This is a genomic window from Bacteroidia bacterium, from assembly GCA_033391075.1.
In the GTDB taxonomy this organism is placed as follows: domain Bacteria; phylum Bacteroidota; class Bacteroidia; order J057; family J057; genus JAWPMV01.
Map to the genome: position 1 here is coordinate 4,347,004 of JAWPMV010000001.1, position 25,570 is coordinate 4,372,573.

Below are 25,570 nucleotides of genomic sequence, written 5' to 3' on the forward strand. Positions count from 1 at the left end.
CTCAAACCAGTCTTGTGACCGAAAGTTTCGAAACAGAGGGTGATGGGAGCAGGTATGAAGCCAACTATTTTGCAGATTTCTGTGGGAATACGGATTGGTATAGGAGAATGGTTGCTTCAGAATGTACTGCGGGTTCTGAAAATGATTTTATCGCATTTTCAATTACGGGCATAGATGGCAGTTATTTTATGGCAGCAGATGATGCTGAAGAGTCTCCGGAAAATCCCTTGGGAAGTGGAGAAGCCGCTTATGTAACCCTGGCAACCCTGGATGTTTCCAGTTATGATGAAATCACGGTATCAGTAAAAGTTGCAGCCAATACGGTTACAAACTTTGAGAATGATCATGCGATTGAAGATGCATTTCTTGCCCAATATGCATTTGATGGAAATATTGCCACCGGCGCAAACAGCGCCGGTGCTTTGCCTTCTGAAGCTAATTTAAATACGGGTAGTTATACCAATGCTATAGCTTTCTATGCAAGCAGTGCCTCCAGTCTCCTTTCAGAAGATACTGACCTGAATGGGACTCCGGATGGTTCAGATCTGGGAGCAACATTGACTACTTACTCGTCAACCTTCAATACAGGAGGAGCATCGAACTTAAGCGTCCGCTTTGTCATTCGCACCGATCAGGGGGGAGAAGACATAGCATTTGATGATATTGAAGTTATAGGAGATGTAACGCTGCCTGTTGTCCTGGCAGATTTCTCAGCAAAAGCAGAAGCCGATAATATCAGCCTCTCGTGGGAAACCTTCTCGGAAATCAATTCAAAAGGCATGATGCTTGAATCTAGCTTTCAATCCGGCCAATGGGAAGACCTGATATGGATACCTGCTAAAGGAATCAATAATGAGGGGGCTGATTATCAAATTACCCTTGAACGCATGCCTCCAGGTGAATATCAGTTCAGACTTCGAATGGAAGATTGGGACGGTAGCAAAGAATGGAGTTCTACTTTGTCTCTTATTGTTTCGGAAGAAGATAGATGGAAGGTTTACAGCAGCACTGATTTTATTCATATTGATCAGGGAAGCTTTGAAGATTCATTCACCTTCCAGTTATATGACCAGACCGGGAAATTAATCAAGAACCTTAATCTACAAGGAGCAAAAAATGAATTTCCGCGGGATGAAAGCCTCCCTTCAAATCTTTACTATTTCATCATTCGAAATAATAGGGGCAGATATTTTAGCGCAAGAATCTTCATTCCCTAAATGCAGGTATTACAGTATGACAAATTCAAATAATCGACTGCCTATCAGTTTATTCGCAAAAAGCTATCATATTCCATACTTTTCAAAAAAGCCTGCAATTGCATTTGAAAAAAGTCGAGGCTTTTCTACAAAAGGAAAATGTCCGGCTCCCTCGATTTCTATCAATTCCGCATGAGGAATATTCTCCCGATATAACTGCAAACTACTCAAGGGAATAAGGTCCTCTTTTCCGTGCATCAGTAGGGTGGGTGCTTTGATATTTCTCAATGCCTCAGAATAGTCATGTTTCATGCCCATACTCAAGAAGCACGCATTCTGTATCCAACCCCCGATACCTTTCACTTCTCCTGTAGCAGAATTATTTGTTGCCAAATTATAAAAGCGGATAAACTCCTTATTCTGTACTACCAATTCTTCTTCGGACATCTCAAATAACTTGGAGTAATCAAATACCCTTTCCATATAACTTCTGTATTCCTCTACGTATTCCTCAGGCAACTTCTTTTCAACCACCCCATACAGCCCATCTCCATCAGAAGGCATTTTCAGAACTTCCGCAGGAGTAATTAGTACCAAAGCTTCTACCCTCTCCGGAAATTCAAGGGCATACAAACTCGCAATAAAACCTCCAAAGGAATGACCCATGAGGACTATTTTATCCTGCTTAAGGATACGTCTCAGCTGCTCGATATCGGCAATCTGTGCAGGTAAGCCCAGATGTTCATTGAGCGACTTCATGTTTTCGTAAAAATTAGAAGTGGGAAACTTGTCAAACGGTCGGCTAGAATTCCCACATCCTCTTTGGTGGTAATAATAATATCGATACTCCTGCCCCAGGCTATCCAATCCCGCCCAATGTTGGTCATATGGTATCCCTGGGCCACCATGCACAATCAGGACAGGCTTTCCACTTCCCTGAGTAGTATAGTAAAGGGAAATATCATCATTGAGTTGGAAGTAATTTTCTTTGCCCTGATCTGGAGCTTCTTTTAACAAATGAGCATAAGCAGCTTCACTTTTCAAGCTACCGGTCAGGTAAAGGGGGCCGGAGAAAATAGCAGACAAAAAGAAATAGGCTCCTATGGCCAATACCAGAAGTACGGCCCCAATTGTCACATACAGTTTTTTCATTTTATTTAATCAATAGGTAAGTAGATTTCTACTTTTATTTTATTCCGTTTTTGCTCGAGATCGAGTGGATAATAAATCTCGAAGCAATCCCTTTTGGGGTTGTTATAGCCATGTTCATATAGCCAGACAAACATGCTTTGCCAAGCTTTTTCAAATTCATTAAATCCAATTTTAAAGCTTCCGCAAACACATCTTGAGGCTTTGAGCACCTTTATTCCAATTTCTCCATCTGCCTCAATTGCTTCTTCCAAAATAATGGCAACACTTGACCGCAGCCTGGAAAGATCTGTGATATTGGGATCATCATGATAAACAGTTAAAGATCTGTTTTGGGCATCCGTAAACAAGCCTCTGGGATCTGCCCATCTTTTCAATTTATGGAAAGCTTTAGGTGCTTTTCCAAAATCCCCAATATGAGTAACAAAGGCGATGGGTATATCCGGCATTTGCTTGATTTCAACTTCTCCATGCATACTCAGCCATTCTTTATGAGATTCTATGTTACGAATGTAGGTATCAAAAGAAGTTTCTATTTGTCCATTCTTGCTTTTCGTTTTGCCAATCTTGCTAAAGTTCTTGCTTCTTTTTCGGAATTCTGTGGGGCTGAGTCCAAAGTATTTTTTAAAGGCTTTGCTAAAAGTGGCATTATTACTCCATGCAAAATCCAGGGCGATCTCGTATATGCTTTTTTCTTTTTCTTCAATTAGTTTGGCCGCAGATTTTTCAAGTTTTTTCCTACTGATGTATGCATTCAGAGGTTCATTGATTACCGTCGAAAAGATTCTGTGAAAATGAAAGGGAGAATAATTAGCCTCTTTTGCCACCATTTCCAGGCTTAAAGACTTGTCCAGGTTTTCATCGATAAATTGAAGGGCTTTATTTACCCTGGCGATATATTCTTTAGGTGGAGACTTTTCCATAAGGCTCTGAGCATCAATCCTGGCAGCAAAGAATGGACCTTCTATCTATAGGAATTAGATATTAAGGTACAAAATTGCAGCATGATTTTAGCCTCGCTGACTATTTTAATTTCTTCAATATCCGCTTAGCAGAACCTTATCTATTCGCCGGATACTTTCGCCCGAAATCTCCAATAAATAAATCCCTCTTGGAAATTTTTTCAAAGGCTCACAACTAAGAATCAGGGATTGATCCTTTTCATAGCTTCCTGTATAGAGACTCATCAATTCCTTACCATCAAGACTTAGCAATTTGATGGATAAATATCGGGCGTCTGGCAATTGGATTTCTATTTGGGAAAAGGGAGTCAAAGGATTTTCATAGTGTATTTTTTCTCCTGTTTGAGTGGCCAGAGGATCGAGTCCTGCTTCGGCTTCCAATACAGCTTCCACCCCAAAAGCAGAAGTATTGCCATTGGGGTCCGTAGCTGTTGCAGTAAGGATGGGTTCAGCAGCCGTGATTGTTACCGCAAAGGTCTCATTCAATCCATAATTTCCTGCAGCATCCGTAGTGATATTGCTAAAACCCAAAAAGGTCTTTCCTTGTGCAGAGGTAGGACTGCTAAAAAACTCTAATCGATAATTCGTATTAGGAGCGCTGCTAAAGGTCCCGTTTATGGTCGTATTTATTGTCCCGGAAAATCCTGTAATATCAGGAGCCGCCTGATTGTTGTTTCCCCCACTCAATAAGATACCGGGATTGGGATGATCATAAATGCTATTGCCGAGTATGCGATGGTTGAGGGCGGAAGCAGAATTTACATCAATTCCTCTTTGCAGATTGTTGGCAATATAGTTACCCTCACCTGCCACTGTGCCTCCCACCAGACTATTGGTATTATTTAAGCGAATGTATATACCCGTCAGGCTATTGGGTAGATATTGAAGGCCAGAAAAATCTGTCCCGATATAGTTATGCTGAATAAAGGTACTATCATTGCCGTTGGAAAGGATGATCCCATTTTCCTGATTGCCAGAAATAATATTGGCTCCCGCAGCTGTCCCATTGCCTATAAAGGTAAGTCCGCAATTGCTTATCGAAATGCCATTGGTTTGATTTCCAAGAGCAAGGGTCCCACTGATATCCGTACCTATGAAATTGCCATAAATGATGGTAGAATCTGAAAAATTGATATGAATTCCCTGTGTAGCATTGCCGGAAATCACATTTCGGTGAGCGGGAGTGCTTCCGCCAATTTCTGTTCGATGTACACCAACCCCTATCGATATTCCCATTCGATTTGGAATGGCAAGGGTCCCACTTATATCTGTTCCTATGAAATTGCCTAAAATTTGATTTCCAAAAGCCGAGTCTCCAAGAACTGCTCCTGAGAACAAGGTAATGCCTCCATTTCCATTCCCCGAGATCAAATTTCCCTGCCCCGCCAATATGCCTCCGATTTGATTGCTATCTCCTCTTACATACAATCCATTAGAAGTATTCGGGATCGCTGTCGTCCCATTAATATCGGTACCGATATAATTTCCATAAACATGGTTGTGACTGCTTTCATACATCTGAATACCAATTCCATTTCCTGAAATCAAATTCCTATGTGCAGCCGTGTTTCCTCCTATAGTGATCTCCCTACAAGAATTTGCTGAGGTTCCCTGGGCATTTCCTATGGCAATCGTCCCACTTATATCCACGCCTAATTTATTCCCCAATACAAAACTGGAATCAGAATTACTGAAGAAGATTCCTACGCCTCCATTTCCGGCAACCAGATTTCCTTCATTCGCTGCCGTTCCGCCTATATTTACATGACTAGAATTATATATACCGATTCCCATAAAATTGTTGGGCAGTGCTGTGCTTCCAGCTCCATCTACCCCAATATGACAAGCCGTAATGGTCAGCCGGTCTGCAAAAGACTGAATCCCTGCATAAGTCGATCTTGTCACTATGAGTGCATGAATTTTTGAAAAGGCAGCATTGGCATTTAGAAAGAAGCCATTGGTTTGTCCATTAGCATTGATCTCGATCAGGGGAAGGCCCACATAAGCCGGATCAGAACTCCCATCAATAAAAAGCGTGTCCTGAATCGTAGGAAAAGCAGAAAGCAGGTTTATGGTCTTCACGCCTGCTCCAAGAATATTGAACTGGATGGTGTCCCATCCTACAGTAGTATTCGCAAGGCTAATCGCCTCCCTCAGGCTACCGGCTCCAGCATCATTTGAATTAGAGACCGTAAATATTGTCGAATAAGCAGGGGATAGGATAAATAACAGTAGAGCAAAGCAAAAAGTAAACTTTTTACCGTTCATCTCGACGACAGATTAAAGAATGTACCCGATACTCTGGGAGGGATTGTGAGGGTTTGGAAGGAGTTCAAATATACGAAAGACGGAATATAATTCATCCTCGAACTTTCCCTTAATATTTAACCATTTACGAAAAAACTTCCAGCTCATCCCTATAGGATAAGACTGGAAGCTCCGAAAGTACATGATATTCAAAAATTCCAAATCACAATCTCAGACTTGTGATAGCTATATCTTCATTTTAGCTGAAAAGAACGATTGCTGAGATTTGTGAATCGGAACAGAATTAATCTACGTTGTCATGTAAAAACCCATTGTTCTCCCTCATTCTGTACTTGTTCACCTCATCTTCCTCTACACTAATTCTGGACAGTTTTGGGCTGGTAGGAACAGAGTCTGCATCAAAGAGTACCTGTTGCTTACGAACATAAGCGGGTACCTTCTCCAATCCGGAAAGGCTTTCAGGATCGTGGATGTCATAGACTTTAGAGTTGAGCTTTTTGATACGCTCTTCTCTTTCCTTATGATCCAATCTGCGAAGGTGTTCGCGACGGATAGGAGCCTGCTCCATTAGCTGAGGGGCTGCAGCTTGCTCTACGGGCTGTTCTAAAGTTTCTTCCGTGAAATTGCTGCTGGCATTGTCATCATAGCGAGTAGCAATTACGGTTACACGGATTCTCTCACCCATGGACTCATCATATACGATACCGTAGATGATATTAGCTTCATTACCGGCTTCTGCCTGAACGTGCTCTACAATGTCTGTTGTCTCATCCATACGAAGAGAGTCTTCAGAAGCTGTGATATTTACAACAATCCCTCTTGCGCCGTGAACTCCCAAATCATCCAATAATGGAGAATTGATCGCTTCTTCAACGGCCTTCATTGAACGGCCTTCACCCTCAGCTGTTGCGGTTCCCATCAGAGCTTTACCTCCATCACGCATGATGGTGCAAACATCTGCAAAGTCCACATTGATATAGCCTTCGGTGGTGATGATCTCTGCGATACCTTTAGCGGCATTGCACAGGACCTGATCCGCTTCTTCGAAAGCCTTGCGCATAGTCACGCTGGTTCCGAGGATTTTATGGAGATTGTTATTGTCAATTACAATCAGGGTATCTACCTGGCTTTGCAGGTCTTTGATTCCTGCAATTGCCTGCTGGGTACGTCTGGGTCCTTCAAATTTGAAAGGAGTGGTAACGATACCTACAGTCAGTATACCCATTTCTTTTGCCATAGCGGCAATTACCGGAGCAGCACCTGTACCGGTTCCTCCTCCCATACCGGCAGTTACAAAGAGCATCTTTGTACCGTCCATGAGAGAATTACGAACCTCTTCAAGGCTCTCAATGGCTGCTTTTTTACCAACTTCAGGATTGGCTCCTGCGCCAAGTCCTTCTGTCTGATTAGCTCCCAAACGAATCTGAGTGGGAACGTCGCTATTATTCAAGGCCTGAAGATCTGTGTTACAGACCATAAATTCTACGCCTTCTATGCCTTTTTCGTGCATGTTATTTACGGCATTTCCGCCGCCGCCACCTACACCAATAACCTTGATGATGGCATTTTCTTTAGATGGAAATTCAAATTGCATGATACTTTCGCTTATAGGTTGAGATAATTGGTAAAACAGGTGCTATTCTGATCCGGGTTTTACCTCATTCATAATTATGTCTATTCAATAAAATCGCCTGTGTTAGTTAGCGTACTTTCAAACCAGGTTTTCACTTTGTCGATGAAGCTGATGCGGGGACCTGAGGTTCCTGCACCTACTCGCTGGTACTGCATAGCTGATTCCCCTCTTCCACTTGCACGTACGGGAGCAAGCTCCTGTGCTTCCAGTCCCATGATGACCAAACCCGTTCCGGTTGCGTACATAGGGAAATTCACTTCGTCAACCAATCCACTTGCCAAATGCTCTCCGGGAAGTCCGACACGGGTATCGATTCCGGTTACGTATTCTACACACTCCTTCATGTTCTGGAGTTGAGAACCCCCACCAGTTACCACGATACCTGCTACGAGTTTGTCTTCGTATCCAGAGTTTTTAATCTCAGCTACCACAAATTCCATGATCTCTTCCATACGAGACTGTATCACCTGAGCCAGCATGCTCTTGTGAATCTCCTTCGCAGAACGATCTCTTGGTCCGGGGATGCTGATTACTACATCTTCATATACTGCTTCAGCTAAAGCGCTTCCATACTGGATTTTCAGTAATTCGGCATGCTTCTTCATCACTTTACAGCCATGTTTGATGTCATCGGTTACAATGTTTCCTCCGAAAGGAATCACTGCAGTATGGCGAATGATGTTATTTTCAAATACAGCAATGTCAGTAGTTCCTCCTCCGATATCTACCAGGCAAACACCTGCTTCTTTTTCTTCTTCAGTCAAAACAGCTGCACTTGAAGCCAGGGGCTCAAGAATAAGCTCTGCAACTTCCAGTCCTGCACGAACTACACATTTATAAATATTGTTGGCGGCAGTGGTCTGTCCGGTTACGCAATGGAAGTTTCCTTCCAGACGCACCCCTGACATGCCGATCGGATCGATAATGCCACTTTGATTGTCAACCGTGTACTCCTGAGGTAGCACATGAATGATCTCTGTTCCCGGCTGGGTAGCGATCTTGAACATGTCCTCATGGAGGCGATTTACATCTGACTGTGTGATTTCGAAATCGGGGTTATTGAGGGTAATGATGCCTTTGTGCTGCATGCTACGCACATGCTCACCGGCAATTCCCACATGGACCACTTCGATTTTGATTCCGGAATGCTTTTCTGCTTCTTCAATAGCCTCGCGAATAGCCTGTACCGTTTTTTCGATATTGACTACTACTCCACGGCTAACTCCGGCAGAATGAGATTTACCCACTCCGAGGATGTTGATTTTGCCGTATTCGTTGCGTTTCCCAACGATGGCGCAAATCTTTGTAGTCCCGATGTCTAATCCGACTACAATTTTTTCGTTTGCTGAAATTTTCTCTGAAGACATAGCTATTATGTTAATTTTTGAACTGTTTAGACTGAGCGTAAAGTCGGTGTGCGTTGGACTTCGGTGTTGCTGCTAGCCTTCACGTGTCTATTAGTTATTTGGTTTATTTCCTTTTCTTTTTGGCCACTACCTGACCATTTACTTTTACATTTAGTGATTTGTACTTATCCCATCCTACCTTGGGTACTACCTGCTTGTAGAAGACCAGGGCATTGTCAAACTTCTCTGCAATCCTATCCGGAAAGCCAAAATCTATAGTCATATCCCCTACCTGAGGATAAATGATCATTTCTCCACTGGTTTTAATTGCGATCTCTGATACTTGCGCATTCCAGAATTTGTTGTGCTGGATGTACTTCAATACCGGCAATGCATTCTCCAGGGTTTCACATACAAAAGTGTCAGCTACCGTCTCCTCAAAATCTCCTCTGATCAAAGGCACTCTTGCGGAATGCAATCTGGAATCCGGAAACTTATGCCCTTCTTCATCCAGATAGAGGTAATTCCCACTATTGTTGATCAATCTTGCAATCGGTTTCCTCAGAGCAACATCCACATTCAAAACTCCACTATTGCTTTTGTAAACCTCCGCTTCTTTGATTGTCGGATTTGCAATCAATTCCTGCTCCAACTCTCTCAAAGCAATTTCTCCCATTTTCTCTCCCAACAATTCTCTCTCCTGATCGAAAGAGATCAAATCTTTCACCGCATCGGCATCCAGAAAGGAGTTGTTATCCTGATCAACAAATGTTACCTGGATGTCTTGCAGTGGTAAATTCTCCTGATAAGTATTAACCATTGCGAGCAGGGCCATCATCGTAAGAGCAACAAGGGGGTAAAACCAGATACCTCTCATTTTAAAAGGTATATGCTTGCTTGCCTTTTTGGCTCCTTTCTTCTTTGCAGGTTCTGCTTCTACAAAAGGACGATTTTGCCGAGGCGCTTTTTGCTTGTATGTCTTTACCAAGAGGAACATTTTCTTTAAGTGTTTATGTGTTGTGGTGTTAGAGTGTTGTCGTTTCGCTGCTGCTTAGAACTACCGCACTTCAACACTAAAACACATTCATATTTTCTTTATCCTTTCTTTAATTTTCTTCACTTCCTTATCAATATCACCGGCACCTAAACTCATGACAAGCGTAGGGGCCTGAATGCATTGTTCTATTTTATCGGACAGATCTTTGCGAGCAATCATTTCGGCTTTATCAAGACTCATCTTTTCCAAAAGGGCAGATGAGGTGATGCCGGGAATGGCGCTTTCGCGAGCTGGATAAATCTCCATGAGTAAGACCTGATCTGCTTTGGAGAGGGCTGCTGCGAATTCATCCATGAAATCGCGGGTCCTCGTAAACAGATGCGGTTGAAAGATCACCAGCAGTTGTCTGTCCGGAAACAAAGCTCTTCCAGTACTGATTGCAGCCTCCAATTCGGTGGGATGATGCGCATAATCATCGATATAGGTCAGCATCTCTGAGTGATGATGTACCTGAAATCTTCTGTATATGCCGGAGAAAGTTGAGACTGCCTCTCTGAGTTTCTCCACATCCACGCCTAATTCAAGACTCATAGCCATCGCTGCTGTCATATTGAGCACATTGTGCTCACCCGGAAAATGGGTTTTGACATCTTTTAGATCTCCATAAGGAGAAGTAAAGTCGAAACGCATTCCCAATTCCTCTGCTCTTAGATTGGAAGCCTGAAAGTCACCACTGCTTATTCCGTAGCTTTTCACTGCTTTCCCCCAATCAAACTCCCGAATCGAATCATGTACCAGCAATTCCTTTGTCTGATCGGCAAAGGCCCTGAATCCTGCCCGCATATTTTCCACTTCTCCATATATATCCAGATGATCTGCATCCAGAGAAGTGATGATGGCTTTGTCCGGGTGGAGTGTCAAAAAGGAACGATCAAATTCGTCCGCTTCGACTACCATGAGATCTGATGATCCAAATCTGAAATTTCCGTTCAGATTATTGGCGATCCCTCCCAGAAAAGCAGTAGGCTCTTTTCCTGTTTCTAGCAGTAAATGGGTCAACATGGAAGAAGTTGTTGTCTTCCCATGAGTTCCTGCTACTGCCAGACATCTGTAGTCTTCGCTGATCATTCCCAATATCTGCGAACGCTTATAAATGGGAATTCCCTTCTCCTCTGCTGCCTGAAACTCTTCGCTGCTTTTGGCTATGGCAGGGGTATAAACCATCAGGTCTGTATCCTGCACATGAGCTTTGTCCATTACGTAAAAGATCTTCATCCCCTCTTTTTCCAACTCCTCAGTTACCACTGACTTTGTTCTATCATAACCCGAAACACCTACTCCTTTTAAGTGGAAATAGCGTGCGAGGGCGCTCATTCCTATGCCTCCGATTCCCAGAAAGTAGATGTCATTGATATGCTTGTTTGTAAATTTCATCTACGATTTCTGCAGCTGCATTATGTTTCTCCATCGCCTCAATTTTCCCAGTCAGGGTCTTTAGTTTATTTTCATCTCCCAAAATGCTCAAGGCTTCCGGGATCAGTTTTCCTTTAGCTTCCACATCCTTAACCAGTACTGCTGCTTCCTTTTCAGAAAGGGATAAAGCATTTTTGGTTTGGTGATCCTCTGCCACATTGGGAGAGGGTACCAGGATGGCCGGTTTTGATAAAGCAATCAGTTCTGAGATCGTGCTACCTCCTGCTCTACTCACAATCAGATCAGCTGCGGAATAAGCTGCGGCCATATCATTGATAAAAGCCATAAGCTTTACATTGGGATGCTTCTGAACCCTGGCATTTAGGGCTTCGAAATAGCGCTTTCCACACTGCCAGATGATCTGTACATCCGCTTCGATGATCTGCTGCAATCCCCCTTCAAGCGCCTCATTGATCTTCATCGCTCCCAAAGAACCTCCCAAACTCAAGAGAATGGGCTTATTAGGATCCAGATCAAATTTCTTGGCTGCTTCCGCTCTATCAATCAGTTTGAATTCGCGGATTGGATTGCCAGTAACGACGATCTTGCTTTTGTCAAAGTACTTGGCTGCATCTCCATTGCCGAGCAAAATTTTCTCTGCTTTGGGAGCTAGCCATTTGTTTACCAAACCGGGGTATGCATTCTGCTCACAGATAAAGAGCGGTACATTTTTTCCGGCGGCTACTCTTCCCAGAGGACCACTTGCATATCCTCCAACTCCTACAACAGCTTCCGGCTTGAATCTTCTTACAATCTTGCCGGATTGCATAAGGCTGCTGATGAGTTTGATGGGGAATGAAAGATTCCTCCAGATGTTTTTCAGGCTGAGCTGTCTGTGTATTCCGCTGATCCAAACCGTTTCGATCGGATAATTGTACTGCGGAACGACACGAGTTTCCATTCCTCCTTTGGCCCCTACGAACAAGATATCAGCATCAGGATCGCGACGTTTGATTTCGTTTGCGATGGAAACGGCCGGGAAAATATGCCCGCCTGTTCCGCCTCCTGATATGATGATTCTTTTATTCATTAATAATGTGTTCTTGTGTTCTCGTATTCTTTTGTTCTCGATTTAGATTCTGGCGCTCCTGAACACATGAACACCAGAACACTTCTTATTTGTTAGGTAAATCTTAATTGTGTTCTTAATCCTTCTCCTCTTTTCTTTCCTTTATTTTCTATCGCATCCCTGCTTACACTCAGGATGATCCCCAAAGAGATACAGGTGATCAGGATAGAGGTTCCTCCTTTACTTATCAGGGGCAGGGTAAATCCGGTAACGGGTAATATTCCCACGGTTACGCCCATATTTATCATCGCCTGTAAGACCAGTATAAATGCCAGTCCCGAAGCCATTAATGCTCCAAAGGTTCTACTCATAGTTGCAATACTTACACTGCGGAATAATAGGAGCAGATAGAGCAGGACAATAAATATTCCTCCCATAAGTCCGTATTCCTCAATGATAATGGCATAGATATAATCCGCATCTGCTTCAGGCAGATAGTTTCTTTGGGCGCTTTTCCCTACTCCTTTTCCAAGCAATCCACTAGTAGCTATTGCGATGTGGGCCTGTGTAATCTGAACATTAGGGGTATAATCCGAATCTACCATACGCATCACATAATCATCCCAACGAGCTTTCCAGGTGGCAGAACGTTTTGCGGTACTGTTCAAGATTCCTAATCCCATGACACCTACCAAAATCAGCAAACCGATATATTTTACATCTACCCCTGCGATGAACATGACCATTACACTGGCTATAAACATCAACATGGCAGTACTCAAGTCAGATGGCGCAATCAATCCGCAGATGACTGTTACCCAGAATAAGGCAGGTAAAAATCCCTCTGTAAAATCCTTGATTACATCCTGCCTCATGGTCAGAAGTTTAGCCAGGTAAATCATCAAGGTGATTTTGGCCAGATCAGAAGGCTGGAAGGAAGTTCCAAAGATCGAGATCCATCGTGCAGTTTCATTGGTTTCACTTCCCGAGGCTATGGTGTAGATCAGCAAGGGAATGGTAACCAGCAAAAGGCCATTAGATAGTTTTGCAAAGATTCTATAGTTCAAGAGGTGAACAACAAACATGATCAGAAGTCCCGCTCCCAGGAGAAAGGCATGACGTAAAACCATTCCTTCAGTATCTCCACCGTAGATACGGTAAGCCCTCGCGCTTCCCGCACTATATAGTGCAAGAACACTCACCAAAACGATCATGAATACCGTTATCCAGATCATTTTGTCTCCTTTCAGTCTTGTTAAAATCCAACTCATGTCTTTCTTCTGTTAATTTTTTCCTGTTGAATCTTAGTCTTCCTTATTCTTTACTCTTGATAAAACTTCTTCTTTAAACTGCCTGCCCCGATCCTCATAGTTCTTAAAGAGGTCGAAACTGGCACATGCTGGAGAAAGTAGAACCGTATCGCCTTCTTCTGCCATTTCAGCTGCAAGGGCTAGTCCTTCTTTCATGCTCATGGCTTGCTGCAGGGGTTTGTCAAAGTTTTCTTCAAACTTCCTCTTGTCCTCCCCTAATACCACAATGCCTTTCACTTTCTTCTCAACCTCCTCTTTCAAATCACTGTAGTCATTTCCTTTGTCTACTCCTCCTGCCATCCAAATCAAAGGCCTGTCCATAGCTTCCAGCGCAAAAGCAAGCGCGTCTACATTGGTGGCTTTGGAATCATTTATATATCTCACTCCTTCAATCTCGGCTACCCATTCCAATCTGTGTTCGACTGGTTTGAATTCACAAAGCGCATCTTTAATCTTCTCTACTTCCACTCCGAAAGCCTGTACAGCCAGCAAAGCAGCTAAGGCATTGAGTTGATTATGTCGGCCAATCAGCTTGAGGTGGGTAAAGTCCAGAAATTCTGTTCCTCCTAATTGCAAGTGATTATTGGCTACCCATGCTTTAGATCCTTTGAGTTCTTTCAGGCTGAAGGGAAGTCGCTCTGCTTTAGGCTTTGCATCAAACAGCTGCTTGGCAATCTCTGTATCTTCCATCCAGTAGATCAGCTTGTTATTCTCTTCCTGATTCTCTGCGATTCGCATTTTTGCAGCTCCATATTTTTTGAGGCTGTAATTGTAGCGATCGAGATGGTCCGGGGTGATGTTGAGCAAAAGCGCGATTTCCGGCTTAAAGGTCTCGACATCATCCAATTGGAAAGAGCTGATTTCCAGCACATAGGCATCAAAAGATGCTTCTGCCAGCTGCCAGGCAAAACTTTTTCCGATATTTCCTGCCAATCCTACTTTTATACCTGCTGCATTCAAGAGGTGCCAAATGAGGGAAGTTGTGGTAGTTTTTCCATTGCTTCCGGTAATGGCAATCAATCGTGCGTCGGTATGAAGACTGGCAAATTCAATCTCGGAAATGATCCTGCCTCCTTCTCCTCTAATTTCTTGTATGATCCCTGCATGCTCCGGAATACCGGGGCTTTTTACGATCATATCTGCTTCAAAGAACTTTTCTTTTGTATGTTTTCCCTCTTCAAAAGGGATCTCTTTCTCTTCTAATATTTTTTTGAACCTTTCGGCGATATTTCCTGCATCTGATACCCATACCTCATAGCCTTCCTTTTGGGCCAAAATGGCTGCCCCAATTCCGCTTTCTCCAGCTCCCAGTATGGATACTTTCTTACTCATCTATCTCAGTTTCAAAGTTGCGAAGGCTACCAAAACGAGTAGGACTGCTACGATAAGAAAGCGAGCCACAATTTTTGCTTCGTGTAAACCTTTCTTTTCGTAATGGTGGTGAAGTGGAGCCATCAAAAAGACTCTTTTCCCTTCGCCTGTGCGTTTTTTGGTGTATTTAAAGTAGCTAACCTGTATGATGACAGATACTGCTTCAGCAATGAAGATTCCACAAAGAATCGGAATGAGTAATTCCTTTTTCACCATCAGTGCAAGTATTCCCAATGCTCCTCCCAGCGCCAAACTTCCCGTATCTCCCATGAATACCTGTGCCGGATAGGCATTGTACCAGAGGAATCCCAGACATCCACCGATTAGGGCTGTGGAATAAACCAACAGCTCTGCCGAGAGAGGGATATAACTGATATTCAGGTAAGTGGAAAACACAAAGTTTCCAGACACATAGGCAAACAATCCAAGACCTGCTCCTACGATAGCTGTAACACTGGAGGCCAAGCCATCAATTCCATCGGTAAGATTCACCGCATTGGAAACGAAGGTGATGATGAAGATCACTACCAGCAGATAGACCACTCGTCCCAGGATCTTCGGCTCAATGAAGTTCTGAAGTATGGGTACTTTGGAATAATCAAATACAAAGGATTTGAAGAATGGGAAATCTGTGATGTAGATAAAGCTTTCATCCTTAGGGCCGAAAAGCTCACTGGCAACCAGTTTGCGGTTGATGGCCGGGATATCCACTTCAAATTCTGTATTCATCAGGTTTCCTGCCAGGTCGTGAAAATCTCTCATGACCGTATAGGTCCCGATATCAATGTAATTTTCACCATCAGGCGCTTCTTCGTAGGCTACTCCATTTATTTTAACCAGCACATCACCCGGTCTGAATCCTACGTCCGTCAACAGCTTATTCGTTTTGATGACGTTTAGTTGAGTCAGGTTGGCTCTACTCCCCATAAAATCAGGGTGGTTGAGCATAACCAAGCCAACTACAATTCCTAAACCGACTTGTCCGACAATTTTGAATTTACCTTTCAATCCCGCTTTATCCTTCTTGAATACTTTTATGTAGTCGTCTACAAATCCAATGGCACCCATCCAAACTGTGCCCAGGAGAATCAACCATACGTAGCTGTTTTTGATGTCTGCCCACAAAAGGGTAGGAATCACTATGGCTGCTATGATGATAACCCCTCCCATAGTCGGGGTACCTGCTTTCGCCGCATGATCGGGTCCAGTATCCGAATCCCGGACAACTTCTCCGATCAGGTTCTTTCTCAATAAGTCAATGATCTTCTTGCCGATAAGCAAGGATATTATCAATGAAAAAATGATTGATAGTATCGCTCTGAAGGTGATAAATCGAAAAACACCAAAGCCAGGAATATCATAGAGTTCGTTCAGCCAGTCTAGAAAATAGTAAAGCATGTTTCGTTGTACATTTGGTTGATTGATAAATAAGAACGTGCTTCTAATTAAGCTTCCTGCTGTCTGTATTTTGTTGTATATCGCCTAAGCGTCATCATCTTTTGATTATTCGTTCATGGCTTCCATCAACACTTCGCGATCATCGAAAGGATGTCGCACTCCTTTGATTTCCTGATAGGTCTCATGACCTTTTCCGGCAACCAGAACGATGTCTTCGGGCCTTGCCAATTGGCAAGCGAGTCTAATCGCTTCTTTGCGGTTGCTGATTCTCAGTACTTTTCTTTGCAAAGGGAGTGGCACTCCTACATACATATCCTCGATGATTTGATCCGGGTCCTCATTGCGGGGATTATCAGAGGTCAAAATGATCTGCTCCGAATAATCTGTAGCAATTTTGGCCATTTTCGGCCGTTTAGTTTTATCCCGATTTCCCCCGCAGCCTACTACAGTCAGGATTCTGCCTTGCCCTTTATGGATGTCCTTCATTGTCCTCAAGACATTTTCCAGTGCATCCGGGGTATGTGCATAATCCACGATGGCAGTAAGTTTGTTTTGCCTCAACACTTCAAATCTTCCAGCGGCTCCTTCCAGCATACTCATTTCTCTTAGCACTTCCTGTGGTTCAAAACCCAGCTCAACGGCACAGGCATAAACCATCAGAAGATTGTAAGCATTGAAACTTCCCCTCAATCGAAACCAAACTTCAGACCTTCCTATCTGCAGGTTTAATCCTTCCAGTGCGTTTTCCAGAATCCTGGCGTGATAATCAACTGCTCGCTTTAGTGCGAAATACTTCACAACAGCTGATGTATTCTGTACCATGACCTTGCCATTTTTATCATCTGCATTGATGATGGCCACACTTTTTTTTCCCATCGAATCAAAGAGCATTTTCTTGGCCTGGATATAGGCTTTAAAAGTGCTGTGATAATCCAGATGGTCGTGGGTAATATTGGTAAACATTCCCACGCGGAAGGGTATACCTGCTACTCGATCCTGATCAAGTGCATGACTGCTCACTTCCATGAAACAGTACTCACAACCTGCTTCCAGCATCTTTGCGAACAATTGATGCAAAGATTTGGGATCAGGGGTTGTATGGGTAGCATGAACTACTTCGTTTCCGATGCGGTTCTCTATGGTAGAAACAAGTCCGGTCTTTATCCCCAGGCCGGTAAACAACTGGTACAAGAGCGTAACCGAAGTTGATTTTCCGTTGGTACCTGTGATACCAATCAGAGAGAGCTTTTGGGCTGGGTTTCCGAAGAAATTTGCCGATATATAGGCTAAAGCCCGTGAACTTTTTTCTACCTGTACCCAAGTAATCCCCGGTGCAGGATGATCAGGAAGCTGCTCCAGCACTACGGCTGAGGCTCCCTTTGCTATCGCCTTGTCAATGAACGCATGCCCGTCTACTTGTGTGCCTTTAACGGCTATAAACAAGTGGCCCTCTTCTACTTTTCTGGAATCGAAATGAAAATCTCCGATTTCGATTCCCGCGTCTCCCTGTATCTGCTTTACCTGAACATTACTGAGTAAGTCTTGCAGTTTCATATTCAGCTAAGAAACAGGGTTATTCTTGCCTGATCTGTAAACTTGTAACCGGGCAGTAAAGACTGCCTCCGTACACGGCCTATTCCTCTTAGAGTTACTTCAACTCCCATATTTTCGAGGAGGTTGATTGCATCTCTACTAGTCATGCCTTTGAGATCAGGGATTATATTTTCTTCCATCTCAAGCTTTTGGGTACGATATCTTGCGCTATCCACAAATGCCTGGATCCATTCTTCATTTTCTATGTTTTTGACCGGGATTTGAAGACTGGCAAAAACTTCTTTCGCACTATTCGCTTCAATCTTCGGGGCATTGGGGAATGGATTTGAATTTTCCGTATCCAATGGCTCGGCTTCAATCCCATTATCCATCCGATATACTTCCTGTGCAATGCGGCGGAAAATCGGAGCTGCTACACTCGCACCAGAACTGGTACCAGCATCTGGCTCGTCAACCATGATAAAGAGCGTATATCTGGGGTCATTGGCGGGGAAAAATCCACCGAATGAAGCCCTGTATTTTCTGATATATCCGTATTTGCCCGTTTTCTTTGCAGTACCGGTTTTACCCGCCACCTCAAAAGGCATATTTCTAAATTGTCTCTTTGCTGTGCCATCCCGTACTACCAACTTCATCATTTCTCTCACTGCTACTGCTACCTCAGGGCTACACATTTGCTCCGTCACTACCTCAGGTGCATATGCCTGGATCACATTTCCGTTGTCGGAAACTTGCTTGATGATCCATGGACGCATCAGTTTTCCTTTATTAGCTATACCGTTATAGAAAGAAGCCATTTGCATAGCGGTAACTCCAATCGAGTAGCCGTAAGCGAGGTTAGGCAAGGTAAAACTGGTGTAATCTTCATGGCCGGGCTCAATGATCAAGGGATTAGGTTCCCCTTTGATCTGCTGATTAGGCTTTTGGTAGAATCCAAAGTTTTTCAAGTGCTCGTAGAAACGCTCGGGATTCCCTCCGAAGTATTTTTGGACGATCTTAGCGATTCCAATGTTGGAGGATTCTTTGATCACCTCTTCAAGGGTAATGATTCCAAATGCATGACCATTATCCGAAATCTCCTTATCGTCAAGCATCATTTTACCATTGCCGGTATCAACTGAATCACAAACATCGAAGAGTTCGTCCTGCAAGAGAGCCGTTGCAGAGGCAATTTTGAAAGTCGATCCTGGCTCATAGCGTGTTGCAAGGGCCTGGTTATAGGTTTCAGGATAATTGGCAAGCGCCTTTACCTTTCCAGTTTCTACTTCAATTAAAATAGCAGTCCCGGACTGGGCATAATGACGGGTAACGCCGTCTTTCAGTGCTGACTCGACTACATCCTGTAGATCGACGTCCAGAGTTGTGGTAATATCGTAGCCATCATGTGCTCTTATTTCACCAAATTGATCGAGGGGCAAATAAGAATCTCCGACTACTTTTTGAGCAAGGACATAGCCATCGCGTCCACGCAATTCTCTATTAAAAGAATGCTCGATACCGCGAATACCTAAGGTATCATCCGCTAATTGTCCTAATGTAACCCGCGCCATATCATTAAAAGGATAAAAGCGCTCGTTTCGGAATTTTTCAACGACTAAACCTGCTTCCCAGCGTCCCCGGCGAAGGATGGGCCAGTTTTTAACCGTCTGCAATTCCTGAAAATTGATCTTTTTGCGAAGAAGATAGACGTGGCGATCTCCTTCGGCCATAGCAGTGCGTACCTTTTGGTAAACGCGAGTATGAGCCAGCGAATCCTCTTCCAAGTCAAAGAATTGATCCGCCATCAGACTGGATAAATGTTTCAAAGAGTCATCAAAATTGTCCCACTTGGTGGAATCAATAATTGAGGGGTCCAGGGCGATTTTGTAGAAAGGGATGGAGGTTGCCATGATGGTTCCTTTCTCATCCAAAATATTTCCACGATCAGCTACCAGCTTTTTAATAGAAATCTGTCCTTCTTCCAATTCCTTCTCGGACCAATAGGTAGAATTGAACTGCAATCCGACCACGCGCAGAATGATCATCAGTCCCATCAATAGGAAGAGACCGAAGAGCATGTACACTCGTGATAATATGTTGTCGGATACTTTCTTCATGCCAGATATCTTTTTATAGGGTTATGGATATGAATCTTTTTCATATCCAGGTTAAAGCGTAAAGAATGAGAGGGAAAAGCTGTGTCTGTGTCTGTTTCTGTTGATGGTTATTCAGTATTCGATTTGGTCTTGATCAATTTGTACGGGGGCTGTGCCAGTGGCCGTAGCCCTAAAGTGTCTACTGCGGGTTTTAACTCGGAGAACCTGGTCCCGGCACTCAAGGTAGATTTCCGAAGCAAGTATTTGGATTTCAGGTCCTTCACATCTTTCTCCAGCATTTCTATTTCCTTTACTTGCCGTTCTGCGTAATGTGTGTTTCCGATATACAGCATACCAATCAGAGCAAGGAAGATGATGAATCTCAGATAATCATCTACGCGTTTAACCGAAAGGCCTTTTTTGCCTTTGGCAGCCACCCCGTTTATCAGGGGTCCATTCTGCTTTTTTCGGTTTTTACTGATCACTTGCATGATATATTCAGTTCACGTTTTTGTGTTTCTATTTTCTTTCTACTGCCCTCAGCCTCGCACTTCTCGCCCTGTTATTCTCGTCGATCTCTAGCTGCGAAGCCTGAATCGCCTTTCTTGTTATTTTCTTCCAGGGACTCAAATCATTTCCGTAGAAATCTTTTTCCACTTTTCCAGCAAGATTTCCACTCCTGAAAAAATTCTTGACCATCCGGTCTTCCAGGGAGTGATATGCCATGACTACAAATCTTCCTCCGGGCTTCAGGATATTGAGGGAAGCGAGCAAAAGCTTTTCTAAAGCCTCCATTTCCTGATTTACCTCTATTCGAAGGGCTTGGTACACTTGAGCCAGAAATTTTGCCCTTCTTTTGTGAGGAATGGCCGACTGAAGAATATTCTCCAATTGACCCGTAGTCCTGATCTCCTCTGATGCCCTCCGCTCTACGACCAGATGTTGAACCTTTTTTGCATTGGGCAATTCGCCGTATACTTTAAAGATTCTGTAGAGCTCCGACTCCTCATATGTATTCAAAATCTCTGCAGCTGTGATTCCTTCACTTGTATTCATCCTCATATCCAGGGGCGCATCAAAACGATAGCTAAATCCCCGCTCCGCTGTATCAATCTGATGAGAAGAAATCCCCAAATCCGCAATGATTCCATCTACTCCTTTTATTTGCTGCGCTTCAAGCGCAGATTCAATGAACGCAAAGTTGCTCGCCACAAATTCCAACCGCTCGTCTTCCAATAGATTCCGTTTCGCATCAGCATCCTGATCAAAAGCGATCAGCTTGCCTCCTTCCAGCCTTGAGAGAATTTCTCTCGAGTGGCCTCCTCCCCCGTACGTTACATCGACATAAATTCCATTGGGATCAATGGAAAGCAGCTCAATGGTCTCTTTCAGCATGACCGGCACATGATAAGGAGTCATTATTGTCCTCCTTCCCCTGAACCCAGGTCTTTCATGACTTCTTCAGCAAGCATTCCAAAATCGTATCCGGGATCTTCCATCCAGCCTTCAAAGGCGTTTTTGTCCCAGATCTCCACCCGGTCGCTTTGAGCTTCCAAGACCAATGCTTTTCCCAAGCCTGCATGCTCGATCAAAAAACTGGTTAGCAAAACTCTTCCACTTCCATCCAGCTGCACTTCTCTCGCTCCACTAAAGAACATCCGCTGAAAAGCCCTACGCTTGGGGTCATAGCTATTTAAAGCGCGAATCTTGGCAGATTCTTTTTCCCAAACCGCCAAGGGCCATAAAACCAGACACTTGTCCAAGCCGCGGTTAATTACGAAATCATTTTGTTGATCCTCGGGCAATTGCTTACGAAGACCTGAAGGCATCAAGAAGCGGCCTTTAGCGTCCAGTTTACAATGATATTCTCCGATTAATGATTTCATTCGTCAATGTACTTTCGGAATCAACGACATAAAGAAAAGCATTTTTCCCACTTTTTCCCACTTTTATACACATTTTTTACACAATATGTTCCACTTTATGTATTGATGCTAACAATAATGGAAATTATTTTTTATTATCCAACTTAATTAGCACAATACGCCAACATCTTTGGCTATTTAGCAAATATTATTACTAAACAGCTTAGGATATCGGGGCGAAAAGTGGAGAAGAGTGGAGAATCCGAACCTGATTTGGTCCAAATCCGAAGAAGATTTGAAAAAATTGCCCATTTCTATGCACGTTTTTACTCACATGCGGTTTCACAATTACATGATCATTTGATCAATTCCGCATGATTCAGTAGTAAGACAATGTGAAAGGGGAAATTGCATGGAGGACCCTTACGCGCGGCCCCCATTTCCCTTAAAAAGGAAATGAGCGCGCGGGGCCAAATCGAAGATTTACTATAATATACTATTGGAAATAGGACATGCAGGGTCGTTCCTCTCTTAAGGGGAACGGGCTTGTGGCGGAGGGATACAAAAAATACGGCAGCCCTTGCGGACTGCCGTTCCTGATTTCTTGTATGTATGTTTGTTTGCTAGTTCAGGCTGAGCTCCTCAGTCTGAGTAGTTTTGCCAGCATATACACGGAAGGTGTATGTTCCTTTGGCAAAGCCGTCGAAGCGGAAAGTTCTGGAACCGTCTTTGTTCAATTCGATAGTATCATCGAACATAACGCTTCCTCTCTTGTCCTCAACATAAACGTAGATCTCTTTGATCTCCGGATTGTCAATTTGCAAAAGCACTTTTCCACTTCCTTCAAAAGTGGTCAGCTGGGCCGTGAAGTCTTTTTGATCCTTGATACGAAGAATCTCCAACTTCTCTGTCTTTCTCCAGCCTTTACCTGAAAACTCGATGAAGTACTCACCTTCAGGCAAATTTGCAAAGTCGTAAAGTTTGGCGAATTCAAGGGTACTTTTGAATTCCTCTGAATAAAGCTTCTCCTTGTACTTGTCATAGATTCGCAGCCATACGTTTTCCATTTGTTCTCCCTGGAAAAAGATCCTGTAACGATCTCCCTTGACTGCCTGAACCTTGATCATAGGATCAGACTCCGAAATACTCACACGCGTAGTAAAGTCATTTGCTGTTGCGGTAGCCATTTTTACCATAAAAAGTACTACCATTGCATACTTGAAAAATTTCATAACAAATGATTTTTGCTTTATTGTTTAACTCGGGAGTAAAGCAACGTCACATTTATTAATAATGCAAATTATTTATGTATTTTTTATTGATTTAATAATTATTCATTAATTTTTTAACAAATTATTAATATTAGCAATTAATTCTTTAGCAGCTTCTTATATAAGATCTCGCCTTCACTTTCCAATTTCAGGAAATACACTCCCAGACTGAGTTTATCTGTTGCTATTGTGTACTGATAGCTACTTTGTGAATCCGAACTCTCTTCTATTTTCCTAATCAAACGTCCCTGCATATCTAGTAATTCCAAACTAAAAGAAGCATTATTCGGGATTTTCACTTCTATATTTATAAAGTTCCTAATCGGATTGGGATCAGCCTTTAATCCAAAAGATGCATTGATAAAAACAGTACGCACCTCTGAATAACTATAGTTCCCATCCACTTCGATCTCTTTCAATCTATAATAGAGTTTCCCTTCTGGGGGACTTTGATCCGTAAACGAATAGGTCTCATTACTTCCTTTCGCCAATACTCTCCCTACCCTTTCAAACATCTGTCCATCAATGCTCCTTTCTATTTGAAAGAAATCACTGCCTGTTTCTACAGTCGTTTTCCACCTCAGTTCAACTTTCGCATTTCTTTCATAGGCTACAAAGGATTCATATTCTACTGCCAGGGTAGAAGAACTTTGTTCAACATACTGAGACAGCAAATGGATATAAGCAGCCTGATAATAAATTGCCGGTTCCGTGATTTGCCAGGAATCCTGTGGCCAGGACGTATTCCAATCTAAATAAGATTTCTGCGCAGGTTGGTCCTGCGGAGGAGAGAAGTATCCCTGAGAAGGCGCATAACTGGGATTAGGGCCACCGGAAAGATATCCGGGAACAGGTCCCACCGAAGAAGTTTGCGCATTATCATACACGGTTCCATCCCCAAACCAGGCATGGTAGATTTCATTTATTGAATTCTCAGCACCAAAATCTTTCATATTGCTGAGAAAAACCAGATTCATCGGATTTACCCCATGCATAAAATGAATGTATCCAGCAGCTCCATTTTTAAAATCCTCCTTTTGGTCATCATTGGCTGCCAGGTCATAATAAACCATATTATTCATAATCACCCCAGTATGGGATTTGACCTGATTACTTCCCCAGACATAATCCTGATCAGCTAAATAGGCCCGATAAGGGTCAGATCCATTTTGATAAGCCGGCAATAAGCCCGCATTTCCACTACTGGCCGAATTGATGAAGTTATTTTTAATGGCATTGGCGACCGTGGGAGTAGCACTACCATTATTAGCATAATACAAAAGTGCATCCTGGTAAACATTCTCATAGGGATACCAGAAGTTCCATTGCAGGGCATGAATGTCTGCATAATTTGCATCTACAAAGGATTTATATTGAGCTTCTCCAGTTTTAATGAAAAGGTAAACGGCAGTAGCGAATTTTGTTGCATCCTGGTCGTATTCACTGACTTCAGGATTTGCGCTTTGAAAACCGCTATTGTCATAAAAGGAAGCTGCAGGATTATTTTGTATCCAGTTCCAGGCTTTCACAGCTCTTGCCAGGAGGGTATCTCCATAGGTCTGCATGCCTGCATCTGACAAAGAACCAAATATGATAGAAGCTTTGGCGAAATTGCTAGCGAGGGTTAAAGTTGCAGATGCCTGTGCAGGTCCATATCTGCGGAAAGCATTGTCTGAAGTCGGAGGACTGGAAGCGGCAAAATCGGTTACCGAGACTTTCATCAAACCACTTCCATCTGCTTCCTGCATTTTCAATAGCCAATCCAATTCCCATTTGATTTCGTCCAGCAAATCCGGGATGCCATTTCCAGATTCTGGTATATTAAAGTCGTCTGTCCAGATGTCGGGATTCTTTTCATAAGCCGAAAGGAGATTGTGAACTACGGTATGGGTAAAATTCACATACTTATTATAATCTCCTGCATCATACCAGCCTCCACTCAAATCTTTGGAAGTTGATGCCAGGGGATTGCTAACCAGTCGACAATCCAGATCTTGTTCTGTACCCAAATGACTGGCACCATCTGACCATTTTGCATCGGTATAGGGAGCTTGTTTGGCGAAACCACTTCTTTGGTAGAAGAAAGTTCGTACGGCTTGTTTTAGAACTTCTGTATAGACATCCTCTCCTATTTTAAAGGGAAAGGAGGCTACATCATTGCCAGGATCATAGATATAATATTCTCCCGGCACATTGAGGGAGCTAAAATCAAACCACCAGGCCTTATCTCCACTTTGATTATGGGTAGCCCCTCCGTTCCAGCTAGTGATGGTCCCTGAAAGAATAAGATTCTGATCCGGATAGGAGCGAACTTCATAGGTATTTCCCGGGCTAAAGGATTCATTGGAATTGAAACCCATTTGTGGATCGCTAATTACAGCGACTTTTTCTGCATCTGGCAGATAGCCGAATTGATCAATATGGATATGAGGGGAAGGAGTAGGAAGTTGAGCGTAAACTGCGATAATCTGGCAACAAAGGAGGAAAGAGAGTAAAGAATGTCGCAAATACATATAGCTTTTCAAAGGTTAATTGAAGCAAATCTTGAGCATAAACTGTTGAATAGGGGTAATCAGGATGTAGCAAATGAGCTTTTGCTATAGAGACTAAACTAAAAAGTTTTCCGGAATGTTGGGATGCTCGTACTAAGGTTTTCAGAATTGGTAAAGGGGGGAGATGTTTTCACGTATTCT

At 43.2% G+C, this 25,570-nt stretch carries 19 protein-coding genes; 1 reads left to right on the forward strand and 18 read right to left on the reverse strand.

Annotated elements, in window-relative coordinates:
• Positions 1-14: 14 nt before the first annotated feature.
• On the forward strand, positions 15-1,217 hold the full coding sequence (locus R8P61_17270) for a hypothetical protein (GenBank protein ID MDW3648822.1): 1,203 nt from the start codon (positions 15-17) through the stop codon (positions 1,215-1,217).
• Between the two features lie 66 nt (positions 1,218-1,283).
• Here the strand turns inward: R8P61_17270 and R8P61_17275 are convergent, their stop codons facing one another.
• From R8P61_17275 to R8P61_17360, 18 genes are all read right to left on the reverse strand, one after another.
• On the reverse strand, positions 1,284-2,348 hold the full coding sequence (locus tag R8P61_17275; GenBank protein MDW3648823.1) for an alpha/beta hydrolase: 1,065 nt from the start codon (positions 2,346-2,348) through the stop codon (positions 1,284-1,286).
• A gap of 5 nt (positions 2,349-2,353) precedes the next feature.
• The gene (locus R8P61_17280) at positions 2,354-3,268 is read right to left on the reverse strand and encodes a GyrI-like domain-containing protein (GenBank protein MDW3648824.1); all 915 of its coding nucleotides are present in this window, start codon (positions 3,266-3,268) and stop codon (positions 2,354-2,356) included.
• 114 nt (positions 3,269-3,382) lie between these two features.
• Positions 3,383-5,575 (reverse strand): right-handed parallel beta-helix repeat-containing protein, encoded by a 2,193-nt coding sequence (locus R8P61_17285; GenBank protein MDW3648825.1) that lies wholly within the window; start codon positions 5,573-5,575, stop codon positions 3,383-3,385.
• A gap of 283 nt (positions 5,576-5,858) precedes the next feature.
• Entirely contained in the window at positions 5,859-7,169 is a 1,311-nt protein-coding gene (gene ftsZ, locus R8P61_17290; GenBank protein MDW3648826.1) for a cell division protein FtsZ, read from the reverse strand.
• Between the two features lie 80 nt (positions 7,170-7,249).
• The gene (ftsA, locus tag R8P61_17295) at positions 7,250-8,575 is read right to left on the reverse strand and encodes a cell division protein FtsA (protein ID MDW3648827.1); all 1,326 of its coding nucleotides are present in this window, start codon (positions 8,573-8,575) and stop codon (positions 7,250-7,252) included.
• Positions 8,576-8,678: 103 nt separating this feature from the next.
• Complete coding sequence (locus R8P61_17300; protein ID MDW3648828.1) at positions 8,679-9,542, reverse strand: hypothetical protein; 864 nt, start codon at positions 9,540-9,542, stop codon at positions 8,679-8,681.
• Positions 9,543-9,638: 96 nt separating this feature from the next.
• Positions 9,639-10,985: a UDP-N-acetylmuramate--L-alanine ligase gene (murC, locus tag R8P61_17305; GenBank protein MDW3648829.1), complete on the reverse strand. Its 1,347-nt coding sequence runs from the start codon at positions 10,983-10,985 to the stop codon at positions 9,639-9,641.
• Complete coding sequence (gene murG, locus R8P61_17310) at positions 10,957-12,054, reverse strand: undecaprenyldiphospho-muramoylpentapeptide beta-N-acetylglucosaminyltransferase (GenBank protein MDW3648830.1); 1,098 nt, start codon at positions 12,052-12,054, stop codon at positions 10,957-10,959. The genes murC and murG overlap by 29 nt, the downstream gene beginning before the upstream one ends.
• Positions 12,055-12,146: 92 nt before the next feature.
• Positions 12,147-13,304, reverse strand: a complete 1,158-nt coding sequence (locus R8P61_17315) for an FtsW/RodA/SpoVE family cell cycle protein (protein ID MDW3648831.1) — start codon at positions 13,302-13,304, stop codon at positions 12,147-12,149.
• Between the two features lie 33 nt (positions 13,305-13,337).
• Positions 13,338-14,675 carry a UDP-N-acetylmuramoyl-L-alanine--D-glutamate ligase gene (gene murD, locus R8P61_17320; protein MDW3648832.1) on the reverse strand — a complete coding sequence of 446 codons (1,338 nt, stop codon included), beginning with the start codon at positions 14,673-14,675 and terminating at the stop codon, positions 13,338-13,340.
• A complete protein-coding gene (gene mraY, locus R8P61_17325) occupies positions 14,676-16,112 on the reverse strand; it encodes a phospho-N-acetylmuramoyl-pentapeptide-transferase (GenBank protein MDW3648833.1) in 1,437 nt (478 codons plus the stop codon). It abuts the gene before it with no gap.
• Positions 16,113-16,217: 105 nt separating this feature from the next.
• On the reverse strand, positions 16,218-17,666 hold the full coding sequence (locus R8P61_17330; protein ID MDW3648834.1) for a UDP-N-acetylmuramoyl-L-alanyl-D-glutamate--2,6-diaminopimelate ligase: 1,449 nt from the start codon (positions 17,664-17,666) through the stop codon (positions 16,218-16,220).
• Positions 17,667-17,668: 2 nt separating this feature from the next.
• Complete coding sequence (locus tag R8P61_17335; GenBank protein ID MDW3648835.1) at positions 17,669-19,762, reverse strand: penicillin-binding protein; 2,094 nt, start codon at positions 19,760-19,762, stop codon at positions 17,669-17,671.
• A gap of 107 nt (positions 19,763-19,869) precedes the next feature.
• Entirely contained in the window at positions 19,870-20,232 is a 363-nt protein-coding gene (locus tag R8P61_17340) for an FtsL-like putative cell division protein (GenBank protein MDW3648836.1), read from the reverse strand.
• A 28-nt stretch (positions 20,233-20,260) separates the two neighbouring features.
• A complete protein-coding gene (gene rsmH / locus R8P61_17345) occupies positions 20,261-21,160 on the reverse strand; it encodes a 16S rRNA (cytosine(1402)-N(4))-methyltransferase RsmH (protein ID MDW3648837.1) in 900 nt (299 codons plus the stop codon).
• Positions 21,160-21,627 carry a division/cell wall cluster transcriptional repressor MraZ gene (gene mraZ / locus R8P61_17350; GenBank protein ID MDW3648838.1) on the reverse strand — a complete coding sequence of 156 codons (468 nt, stop codon included), beginning with the start codon at positions 21,625-21,627 and terminating at the stop codon, positions 21,160-21,162. The genes rsmH and mraZ overlap by 1 nt, the downstream gene beginning before the upstream one ends.
• Positions 21,628-22,229: 602 nt before the next feature.
• On the reverse strand, positions 22,230-22,838 hold the full coding sequence (locus tag R8P61_17355; protein ID MDW3648839.1) for a hypothetical protein: 609 nt from the start codon (positions 22,836-22,838) through the stop codon (positions 22,230-22,232).
• Positions 22,839-22,975: 137 nt separating this feature from the next.
• Positions 22,976-25,384 carry a glycoside hydrolase family 9 protein gene (locus R8P61_17360; protein ID MDW3648840.1) on the reverse strand — a complete coding sequence of 803 codons (2,409 nt, stop codon included), beginning with the start codon at positions 25,382-25,384 and terminating at the stop codon, positions 22,976-22,978.
• Positions 25,385-25,570 lie beyond the last annotated feature (186 nt).